Here is a 9,617-nt window from a genome sequence, read left to right on the forward strand (position 1 = left end):
GCCGCCACCGCGTCGTGCCCCTCCCGGAACACGGTGGCGGTGACTTCGAACGTCTCACCCACGACCGCCTTCGCCGGCCGGTTGCCGCCCTCCACGGCCGGGCGGACGTCCCTCACCGGGATACGGCCGATGGCCCGGGTCCTCGTCATGGTCCTCACCTCCACCGTGCTCGAAAGCCGGGCCGCGGGGGCCCGGTACAGGGACTGGACTGCGGGAAGGGCGTCACCTTCCCGCTGCGGATCTCCGCCCGGCAGCGGGGGATCTGCGCTCGGCCGCCGGCGGTCTTCGTCTGACCGCCGCGGCCGGGCGGGGCCGTTCGGCCGGTTCCTGCGCACAGGTGATGTGCTGCTCCTGGAGGCAGGTGATCTGCTGTTCCTGCAGATACGTGACGTGGTTGGTGCGCAGGTAGCGTTCGGCCGCGTCGGCGGCCTCCCGCGCGCAGCGCTTGCCCATCAGCACGCAGAGCGTGTAGCCGGAGTCCTCGAAGGTGGTCCGCACCGTGCGGTCGTTCGGTGCCGCGAGCATCACGCGTTCCCAGGCCCGGTAACGCCGCAACTGCCGGGCGACTTCGGCTTTGGCGGGTAGCAGCATGGCGCCGATCACCTTTCGGGGCTCGAGGGGCACGGTCTCCCGACGGTCGGACGGCGGCCGTGCGCACAGCGGCACGGACCCGTAACGGCGATCGAGTTCTTCACACATGGTGCACGTGAGGCGACAGAGCGTCTTGTTGGAGCTTCAACCAGTGGGGGTTCCGCTGGGCCGTTCGAGCAGACTTCGGCCTGCTCACATGTGTAGTCCCCCGCCTCAACCGTGCGCTCGTGTTGCACGAACGGGCTAGCACCCTCAGGCTGAGGGTGACTCAGAAGCGATAGGCGCTCACGTTCCGTGTTCGGGGCTCGTCCCGCAGGACCGCGGGAGCGAGAAGGAGCTGAGCTTCGCGGTGAGGAGCCGACCGATGAAGACCGCAGTGCCCTGCTACTACCACCTCGACGTGGAAGTCAGCCCGGAACGGGTGGGACAGGTCAGCCGCATTCTGGCCGCTCACCTGAAGTTCTGGGACCTGGACAACCTGGTCCAGCCCGTCTGCGGCGGTGCCGAGATGCTGCTCAAGGCCATCGACGAACACGCCACGGACAAGAACACGTCGATCGAGATGTGGTGGAACGGGCAGCACCTGATCACCGCCATCGGGGACAACGACCGCGCCCTGCGCCCGGACCAGGAGCTGCGAGGCTGCCTGGAGCACCTCGCGGCCATGAGCGACGGCTGGGGCTGCTGCGCCACCGAGACCGGCAGCAAGGTCATCTGGTTCTCGCAGCGCGCCCGCGCCGGTGAACGCGTCCCGCTGGTCCCGACCGCGCCCGCCCCGCGGGAGAGCGAGGGCCTCGACGTGCCCCGCGAGGTCCCGGTCACTCAGCTGGCCGCCCCGGTCGTCACTCCGGACGAGGTTCTGGAGGACGCCCGGTGACGCGCCGGCAGACGCGGAAAGGGGTGTCCGCCTGGAGCGGACGCCCCTACCCGCTGGGGGCGGCCTACGACGGGGAGGGCACCAACTTCGCGCTCTTCAGCGAGGTCGCCGAGCGGGTCGAGCTGGTCCTCGTCGACGACGACGGCACCCACACCCGGGTGCCGCTGAACGAGGTCGACGGCTTCGTCTGGCACGGCTACCTCCCCGGCGTCGGCCCCGGCCAGCGCTACGGCTACCGGGTGCACGGGCCGTGGGCCCCGGCCGCGGGGCACCGCTGCAATCCGGCGAAACTGCTGCTCGACCCCTACGCCCGAGCGGTGGAGGGGCAGATCGACAACCACCCCTCGCTCTACGAGCGCAACCCGGACGGCCCCGACCCGGCCGACAGCGCCGGGCACACCATGCTCGGCGTGGTGACCGACCCGGCCTTCGACTGGGGCGACGACGCCCGGCCCTGCCGGCCGTACGCCGACACGGTGATCTACGAGGCGCACGTCAAGGGCATGACCCGCACCCACCCCGGGGTGCCCGAGGAGCTGCGCGGCACCTACGCCGGGCTGGCGCACCCCGCGGCCGTCGAGCACCTGACCTCCCTCGGTGTCACGGCCGTGGAACTCATGCCGGTCCATCAGTTCGTCCACGACGGGGTGCTGCACGACCGGGGCCTGGCCAACTACTGGGGCTACAACACCATCGGCTTCTTCGCGCCGCACAACGGCTACGCCGCCCACGGCACCCGCGGCGGGCAGGTCGCCGAGTTCAAGCAGATGGTGAAGACCCTGCACGCGGCCGGACTGGAAGTGATCCTCGACGTGGTCTACAACCACACTGCCGAGGGCAACGAGATGGGCCCCACCCTGTCCTTCCGCGGGATCGACAACTCCTCGTACTACCGTCTGGTCGACGGCGACTGGGGGCACTACTACGACACCACCGGCACCGGCAACAGCCTGCTGATGCGGCACCCCTACGTCCTCCAGCTGATCATGGACTCGCTGCGCTACTGGGTGACCGAGATGCACGTCGACGGCTTCCGCTTCGATCTCGCGGCCACGCTCGCCCGGCAGTTCCACGAGGTGGACCGGCTGTCGGCGTTCTTCGACCTCATCCAGCAGGACCCGGTGATCAGCCGCGTCAAGCTCATCGCCGAGCCGTGGGACGTCGGCGAGGGCGGCTACCAGGTGGGCAACTTCCCGCCGCTGTGGTCGGAGTGGAACGGCATGTACCGCGACGCGGTCCGCGACTTCTGGCGCGGCGAGGACCACACGCTCGGCGAGTTCGCCTCCCGGCTCACGGGCTCCTCCGACCTGTACCAGCACAGCAGGCGCCGCCCCCGGGCCAGCGTCAACTTCGTCACCGCCCATGACGGCTTCACCCTCCGCGACCTCGTCTCGTACAACGACAAGCACAACGAGGACAACGGTGAGGGCAACCAGGACGGCGAGAGCAGCAACCGCTCCTGGAACTGCGGCGCCGAGGGCGCGACCCGCGATCCGGCGGTGCTGGAGCTGCGCACCCGCCAGCAGCGCAACTTCCTCGCCACGCTGCTGCTGTCCCAGGGCATCCCGATGCTCTCCCACGGCGACGAACTCGGGCGCACCCAGGGCGGCAACAACAACGCCTACTGCCAGGACAACGAGACCTCCTGGATCGACTGGCGGCTCACCGAGGAACAGCACGACCTGCTGGAGTTCACCCGGTACCTCATCCGGCTGCGCACCGGGCACCCCGTGCTGCGCCGGCGCCGCTTCTTCCTCGGCGAGACCCTGACCCGGGCGGACCAGCCGCTGCCCGACCTGGTGTGGCTGGCGCCGGACGCCGGCGAGATGACCGACGACGACTGGCAGCGCGGCGACGCGCACTCCGTCGGCGTGTTCCTCAACGGCGACGCCATCGCCGAACCCGACCCGTGGGGCCGCCCGGTCGTCGACGACTCGTTCCTGCTGCTGCTCAACAGCCACTGGGAGCCGGTCGACTTCCGCCTGCCGGAGGCCTCCTACGGCGAACGGTGGACGGCCCTCATCGACACGGCCGACCCGGAGGGCACGCCCGACGAGGCGGAGCACAAGGCGGGCACGGGCCTGACCGTCGGGGCCCGCAGCCTGGTCCTGCTGTCCCGGCCCTCACGGGCGGCGCGCGGGAAGGAGTGATGCGGGTCAGCGGCCGCGGCGCGCGGTCACCGTGAACTGCGCGCCGTCGTGGTCCCGCAGCACCGCCTCGTCACTGCCCTTGGACAGCACGCTGCCCCCGTGCAGTTCCGCGGCGCGGGCGCAGGCCTCCACGTCGTCGACGGAGAAGTGAACCTGCCAGTGCGGCCGGATCGCGGGGTCGGGGGCCGCCTCCAGGGCACCGGACTCGATGCGGGCCACCACGTCCCCTCGGCTGCGCAGCACGACCTCGCCGCCCTCGTAGTGGACCTCGCAGCAGCCGGGGCGCTGCGTCGCCCAGTCGAGGACCTCGCCGTAGAAGATCGCCGCGTCGAACGCGTCACGGGTGTGGAGCGTGATGAAGGCCGGCTGGGCGTTGCGCCAGGTCTCCCAGTCGGTGAAGAGGTCGCCCTCCCAGATGCCGAAGGTCGCCCCGTCGCGGTCGGCCAGCAGTGCGGCCCGGCCCGGCGGCAGGGAGATCGGCCCGACGGCGACCGTGCCCATGCGCTCCTGGACCCGCGCGGCTGCGTCGTCCGCACTGCGCACCGCGAAGTACGGCGTCCACGCCACCGCCATCTGCCACATGGCGGCGACCCCCGCGATCCCGGCCACCGGCGAGCCGTCCGCGAGTGCGATCCGGAACCGGTCGCCGAGCTTGGCCGGCCGCCACTGCCAGCCCAGTACGGCCCCGTAGAACTCCTCGGTCGCCTTGACGTCCCGGCTGGTCAGGCTCACCCAACAGGGCGCGCCGAACACGGAGTGTGATGATACGACGTCCTTGGTGCCGGAGGAGGTGGGCATGTCGTGGTTCATGGCAGTCGCGTCCTGATCTCGTCGGCCTGGCAGCCACCGGAGGATTGACACCAGTGTCCAACCGGAACCGCTGTGGGCGCCTGCCGAGTACCCCGGCGGGGGCGCCGAAACGGCGTCCGGCCTGGTCCGCCCCGGTGGCACCGGGCGGCCCGAGTGACGACGATGGAGGGGTCGGACACTGCGTCAAGGTACTCAAGCACCCTGTGAGACCTCCGGCGCAGCGGCGCACCGGACCCGGAGGTGACCATGCCCACGGACGGGGGCTCGGAGCGGATCTTCGCGCTGCAGGAAGAGGTCCAGCAGCTGAAGGAGGCGGTCGTCTCCCACGCCGTCGTGGACCAGGCGATCGGGATGGTCGTCGCACTCGGCCGGATCTCCCCCGACCAGGGGTGGGCCGTGCTGAAGGAGGTCTCCCAGCACACCAACATCAAGCTGCGCAACGTCGCGGAACTGATCCTTGTCTGGGGGCGCACCGGCGTGATGCCCGAGGGGATCCGGGCCGCCCTGGAGGACGCCCTCGACCGGGCCGGACCGACGCAGATCCCCGGGTCGCCGCCGGAGGCGTGACCCCGGCGGCACCGGATTCAGCGGGCCTCCGTCAGCAGTTCCTCACGCAGATGGGCGAAGCAGCTGCTGAGCAGCCGCGAGACGTGCATCTGCGAGATGCCGAGCTGCTCGGCGATCCGGCTCTGCGTCATGCCCTTGAAGAACCGCAGGTAGAGGATGATCCGCTCGCGTTCGGGCAGCGCCTCCAGGCACGGCCTGACGGCCACCCGGTCCACGACGGTGTCGAAGGCCGGGTCGGGCCCGCCGATCGCGTCCCCGAGGGCGTAGCCGTCCGTCCCGGGCATCTCCGCCTCCAGCGACAGCGCGGAGAAGCACTCCAGGGCCTCCATGCCGGTGCGCACCTCGCCCTCGGTGAGCTGGGCGTACTCGGCGATCTCGGCGACCGTGGGGGAGCGGCCCGGGGTGGTCTGCGACAGCTCCTTCGCGGCGTGCCGCACCCGGTTTCGCAGGTCCTGGACCCGGCGGGGGACGTGCAGTGTCCACATGTGGTCACGGAAGTGGCGCTTGATCTCGCCGGTGACCGTCGGCACCGCGTACGCCTCGAAGGCGTTGCCGCGGGCCGGATCGTAGTGGTCGACCGCCTTCACGAGGCCGAGGGCCGCGACCTGGTAGAGATCCTCCAGGGCCTCGCCACGGCCCCGGAAGCGGACGGCGATCCGCTCGGCCATGGGGAGCCAGGCCTCGACCAGCTCGTCGCGCAGGGCTTTGCGCTCGGGCCCGTCGGGCAGCCGCACGAGCCGCGCGAACGCCGCGGCGGTGTCGGGCGCGTCGTCGTGGGGGTGCGTTCGGGTGCTGCCGGCGATACGCATGGTGCGCACCTCCCTGAGCAGGTGCTGAATGGACAGACACCGTGGGAGGAGCGGACTCGGGCCTCACGGAGAGCACCGGGGGCCCGGCCTGCCGGCTCCCACGCACGTGCCTCCTGTCCGAAGCACTTCCCTGCCCATCCCCGGGCAGGGGCATAGCGAAACAATTAAGACAATACGGCAATCGAGTGCTGCGGGCGCTCCCAGGTCGCCACCGATCGGATCGGCCGCCGTTCCCGAGCGTCCTCGGCCTCTCCTGAGCTCCCTCGACCTCGGCTCGGGCCGAACGGGGCGACCATGCCCTGGCCGTCGTCGATCTCGCCCGACGCCGCCGACCGGCATGTACTCCCACTCCATGGACGAGGCCGACCGGTACCGCGACCGGGGCGCCCTGATGCGCCGCGGCCGGATCCGGGCCCTCGGTACCCCGGCCGAGCTCACGGCGGGACGCGCGCCCGGCGCAGCGCCGCGGGCGCGGACCGGGACGCGCCGCTGACGCCGGACGACGTCTTCCGGGACTTGGCCGGCAGCGGTCCCGACGGTCAGACAGGAGCTTTCCGCGAGGTCCCGAGCACCCGCCGCACCGCACGCCGTGCCGGCCGACCCCGCCCGCGGCCACGGCATCGACCTGCTGTGAAACCCCCGCCGCCCCGGGCCGGTTGGCGGCTGCTGCCGGCCCGCGTCGGCGCGATGGGTGCGGTCGAAGGACAGAAGCTGCGCCACGGGCGCACCGAGCTCTACACGTCTGTCGCCGACCGGGCGGCCGACCCGTTGATCTTCACTCGTGGAAGTGATGTGCGGCACGCCCGGGCAAGCGCTTTCTCCGCACGTTTCCGGATAACTGCTGGGCACGGCTTGATCACCGATCAAAAAGGATGAACTGCCTGGCCACAGCGCATTCTGCTCATTTGACAGTGCGCTGAGACCACAGATAGGAAGCAGCTTCCAGAGGTCGAGAGGTGCAGCGTGTACGAGCCGAACGTGGTCGGGGACTGGCAGGAGTACGACGAGCATGCCGGTCTGCGCGTCCGCGTCCACCGTCTGGAACTGGCCGAGCCGCCCCGCGGCCGGGACGACGCCGCCGACGGCCTGACCTACTTCTGCCTCCGGGTGACGGTCGAGAACCGCGGTAGCCGCCATCTCGGCGTCCATCTCGAGGACGGCCAGATCGACGTCAGGCTCGGCCCCGACGGGGAGAGCGCCTTCATCGACTGGCGCAACTCGCAGTTCATCGAGGGCTTCGACGTCTACCCGCTGCGCCGCGCCACCGCCGTGCTGTACGCGGCCGGTGCCGAGGCGTCCCTGGGCCTCGTGGACGTCCAGGTGCAGTTGCGCGTCGAGGAGGAGTGGACCGGCCGCCGGCTCTGGGCGGGCGGCATCGGGGCGCACGAGGGCCCTGCGGGGGCCCAGCAGGGTCCGGTGCGGGACAGCCTGGCGCACCAGGTGAGCGTCTTCCTGCGGGACCAGGCAGAGGAAGGCACAGCCTGATCCCGTGTCAGGGCGTGGCGCGGATCAGTGCGGGATGCCGTCGATGATCTCGCGGGCGCCCTGGCGCAGCAGGGCCACGGCGACCGAGGTGCCGAGTGTGGCGGGGTCGAGCCGGCCCGCCCACTCGTGGGCGTTGAGCCGGGTCTTGCCGTCCGGGGTGAACACGCAGGCCCGCAGGGACAGTTCGCCACTGCGGTCCACCCGCGCGAACCCGGCGATGGGGCTGTTGCAGTGCCCCTGGAGCACATGCAGGAACATGCGCTCGGCGATGGTCTCCCGGTAGGTGTCCGGGTCACCCAGGCCGCTCACCGCGTCGATCAGCGCGGCGTCTCCCTCACGGCACTGCAGCGCCAGCACGCCCGCACCGATGGGCGGCATCATCGTCTCGGTGGAGAGGATCTCGCTGATGACGTCCTCGCGGCCGATGCGCTCCAGGCCGGAGACCGCGAGCAGCAGGGCGTCCGCCTCGCCGGCGGCCAGCTTGGCCAGACGCTTGTTGGCGTTGCCGCGGAACGGCACACACTCCAGGTGGGGGTGCGTGGCGGCCAGTTGTGCGACGCGGCGCACCGAGGAGGTGCCGATCCGCGTCCCGGCCGGCAGCTCGTCCAGGGTGAGCCCGCCAGGGTGGATCAGGGCATCGCGGATGTCGTCCCGCTTGAGGAACGCGGCGAACACCGTGCCCGCCGGGAGGGGCCGGTCGGCGGGCACGTCCTTCACGCAGTGCACGGCGAGGTCGGCCTCACCGGCCAGCAGCGCCGCGTCGACCTCCTTGGTGAACGCGCCCTTGCCCTCGACCTTGGACAGATCGCCCATCCACTTGTCGCCGGTGGTCTTCACCGGCACGACCTCGGTGCGCACTCCGGGATGGGCGGCGGCCAACTCCGCCCGGACGCGCTCCACCTGGGCGAGCGCCATGGGGGAGTCGCGGGAGACGATGCGAATCAGTTCGGGGACGGACATGCGGACACGATAGACCCTTCGCGGGGGCCCTCGTCCCGGACCTCCTCCGACTGCCGGGCATCGGGCGTCAGTTCGGAACGAGCGGATCGCTCAGTTCCACCGCCCGCAGGGCAGCGGCAAGGGCCCGCTCGTCGCCGACGTCGAGAGCGGTGTCGGTGAGCTTCACGACGTGCTCGTCGCCGTGTGCGAGGGCTCGTTCCAGCACCTCCTGGGCCGTGCACCGGGGTGCGGGGGCGTCCGCGACGGGCTCCGCGGTGGCGTACATGGCGGTGACGGCCGCGGACGCGGTCCACGCCGCGTGCAGGCTCGGCGCCCACAGCGCGCGGGGCAGGGAGCCGAGGGTGCGCAGGACGGCGTTCGGGGCGGTCGCCGCGTGCACCAGCATGGTCGCCTCGCCGTGGCCGTGGGTGGCGTAGCGGTGGGTCGCGGCCCGGACCAGTTCGGTGAGGCGCTCCCGGGCTGTGTCCGGGTCGGTCACGTCGTCCGCCCACAGCGGCAACCGCCGTACTGCTGCCAGTCGGTCGGGGAAGCCGCCCCGGGGGTCGGTGAGGGGCGGCACGGCGTCCAGGGACCGCGCGGCACCCGGCGCCGCGGGCAGGGCCGCGATGCCGGAGACGGGCCGGTGCCGGGCGGCCCAGTAGCCCAGCCCGTGCGCGAGTTCGGCGAGCCGCGGCGCGTTCCTGCGGGCTTCCAGGGCCCGTACGGCATGCCCGACGCGGATGACGGGATGCGTGGAGCCGCCGTACATCCCGGGCAGCAGCCGGAGCCACCACATGGCGAGGACGTCCCGCCACGGCCGCTCGGCGAGCGCCCGGCCGAAGTACCCGATCCAGTCGGCGGCCCGGCGCGGGTCGCCCAGCGCCTCCCGCCAGTCGGCGTCGGTCACGGGAGCGACGGGCCGGGGCAGATCCTCCAGTTTGTGCCGGTACAGGTCCAGCCACCGGTGCACGGTGTCCGCCCGGCCGTGCGCGGCGAGCGCCTCCACGACCATGGGGGCGTGATGGGTGAGCCGGCCCAGCCGCTCCGGCCCCGAGGCGTGGAGACGTCCGAGGGCGTCTTCGAGGGTCCCTGTCGTGTCGTGCGTGTCCATGCGGGGACGCTATGCGGCCGCGCCGCGCCGGGGATCGGGCGCGGGGCGGAACCCGGACCCCACCGGAGGCCTAGGTCGTGTCCGCAAAGTGCTGTGGTCGTTGGTTGGTTTGTGGTGCGTCGTCATGAGCTGACCGATGAGTCGTGGGCGGTGATCGAGCCGTTGCTGGCCCCGCCGCGAATGGGCCGTCCGGTGCGGGATCGCCGTCAGGTGGTCAACGGGATCCTGTGGAAGTTGTCCACCGGGGCGGCCTGGCGGGACCTGCCCGAACGCTACGG

At 71.7% G+C, this 9,617-nt stretch carries 11 protein-coding genes and 1 pseudogene; 6 read left to right on the forward strand and 6 right to left on the reverse strand.

The genetic code is table 11. The features are described 5' to 3' along the window. Both GTY56_RS19290 and GTY56_RS19295 read right to left on the reverse strand, forming a co-directional pair. Positions 1 to 200, reverse strand: a 200-nt coding sequence (locus tag GTY56_RS19290; protein WP_524540119.1) for a maltotransferase domain-containing protein, incomplete at its 3' end; no start/stop codon positions are given. A gap of 22 nt (positions 201 to 222) precedes the next feature. Further along, positions 223 to 591: a DUF5133 domain-containing protein gene (locus GTY56_RS19295; protein ID WP_161366596.1), complete on the reverse strand. Its 369-nt coding sequence runs from the start codon at positions 589 to 591 to the stop codon at positions 223 to 225. 364 nt (positions 592 to 955) lie between these two features. On the opposite strand from GTY56_RS19295, the gene GTY56_RS19300 reads away from it, so the two are divergent. Together GTY56_RS19300 and glgX are read left to right on the forward strand one after the other, a co-directional pair. Continuing rightward, on the forward strand, positions 956 to 1,468 hold the full coding sequence (locus GTY56_RS19300; RefSeq protein WP_161366597.1) for a pep a2: 513 nt from the start codon (positions 956 to 958) through the stop codon (positions 1,466 to 1,468). Continuing rightward, entirely contained in the window at positions 1,465 to 3,618 is a 2,154-nt protein-coding gene (gene glgX, locus GTY56_RS19305; RefSeq protein WP_161366598.1) for a glycogen debranching protein GlgX, read from the forward strand. Before GTY56_RS19300 ends, glgX begins: the two co-directional genes overlap by 4 nt. A 6-nt stretch (positions 3,619 to 3,624) precedes the next feature. On the opposite strand, the gene GTY56_RS19310 is transcribed toward glgX, so the two are convergent. After that, entirely contained in the window at positions 3,625 to 4,428 is an 804-nt protein-coding gene (locus GTY56_RS19310; protein ID WP_161366599.1) for a VOC family protein, read from the reverse strand. Positions 4,429 to 4,674: 246 nt separating this feature from the next. Here GTY56_RS19310 and GTY56_RS19315 point away from each other — a divergent pair, with 246 nt between their 5' ends. Next, entirely contained in the window at positions 4,675 to 4,995 is a 321-nt protein-coding gene (locus GTY56_RS19315; RefSeq protein WP_161366600.1) for an ANTAR domain-containing protein, read from the forward strand. Positions 4,996 to 5,012: 17 nt separating this feature from the next. Here GTY56_RS19315 and GTY56_RS19320 read toward each other — a convergent pair whose 3' ends face one another. After that, positions 5,013 to 5,804 (reverse strand): RNA polymerase sigma factor SigF, encoded by a 792-nt coding sequence (locus GTY56_RS19320; RefSeq protein ID WP_161366601.1) that lies wholly within the window; start codon positions 5,802 to 5,804, stop codon positions 5,013 to 5,015. A gap of 343 nt (positions 5,805 to 6,147) precedes the next feature. Here GTY56_RS19320 and GTY56_RS40650 point away from each other — a divergent pair. Together GTY56_RS40650 and GTY56_RS19335 are read left to right on the forward strand one after the other, a co-directional pair. After that, positions 6,148 to 6,401 (forward strand): annotated as a pseudogene (locus GTY56_RS40650) (ABC transporter ATP-binding protein); the annotation flags it as partial. A gap of 366 nt (positions 6,402 to 6,767) precedes the next feature. Beyond that, entirely contained in the window at positions 6,768 to 7,289 is a 522-nt protein-coding gene (locus GTY56_RS19335) for a hypothetical protein (protein ID WP_161366602.1), read from the forward strand. A gap of 24 nt (positions 7,290 to 7,313) precedes the next feature. On the opposite strand, the gene hemC is transcribed toward GTY56_RS19335, so the two are convergent. Both hemC and GTY56_RS19345 read right to left on the reverse strand, forming a co-directional pair. Next, positions 7,314 to 8,249, reverse strand: coding sequence for a hydroxymethylbilane synthase (gene hemC / locus GTY56_RS19340; protein WP_161366603.1), 936 nt, complete (start codon positions 8,247 to 8,249; stop codon positions 7,314 to 7,316). Positions 8,250 to 8,316: 67 nt separating this feature from the next. Continuing rightward, the gene (locus tag GTY56_RS19345; protein WP_161366604.1) at positions 8,317 to 9,339 is read right to left on the reverse strand and encodes a questin oxidase family protein; all 1,023 of its coding nucleotides are present in this window, start codon (positions 9,337 to 9,339) and stop codon (positions 8,317 to 8,319) included. Positions 9,340 to 9,432: 93 nt separating this feature from the next. Here GTY56_RS19345 and GTY56_RS19350 point away from each other — a divergent pair. After that, a partial coding sequence (locus GTY56_RS19350) for a transposase (RefSeq protein ID WP_161366605.1) occupies positions 9,433 to 9,617 on the forward strand: 185 nt, incomplete at its 3' end.

The sequence above is a fragment of the Streptomyces sp. SID5643 genome, assembly GCF_009872555.1.
Taxonomy (GTDB): Bacteria; Actinomycetota; Actinomycetes; order Streptomycetales; family Streptomycetaceae; genus Streptomyces; species Streptomyces iakyrus.

What these genes read in the sequence shown, in the direction of transcription:
- GTY56_RS19345 (WP_161366604.1), bottom strand. Translation starts at nt 9,339, where the DNA reads ATGGACACGCACGACACGACAGGGACCCTCGAAGACGCCCTCGGACGT.
- GTY56_RS19320 (WP_161366601.1), bottom strand. Translation starts at nt 5,804, where the DNA reads ATGCGTATCGCCGGCAGCACCCGAACGCACCCCCACGACGACGCGCCC.
- GTY56_RS19310 (WP_161366599.1), bottom strand. Translation starts at nt 4,428, where the DNA reads ATGAACCACGACATGCCCACCTCCTCCGGCACCAAGGACGTCGTATCA.
- GTY56_RS19300 (WP_161366597.1), top strand. Translation starts at nt 956, where the DNA reads ATGAAGACCGCAGTGCCCTGCTACTACCACCTCGACGTGGAAGTCAGC.
- GTY56_RS19315 (WP_161366600.1), top strand. Translation starts at nt 4,675, where the DNA reads ATGCCCACGGACGGGGGCTCGGAGCGGATCTTCGCGCTGCAGGAAGAG.
- GTY56_RS19295 (WP_161366596.1), bottom strand. Translation starts at nt 591, where the DNA reads ATGCTGCTACCCGCCAAAGCCGAAGTCGCCCGGCAGTTGCGGCGTTAC.
- hemC (WP_161366603.1), bottom strand. Translation starts at nt 8,249, where the DNA reads ATGTCCGTCCCCGAACTGATTCGCATCGTCTCCCGCGACTCCCCCATG.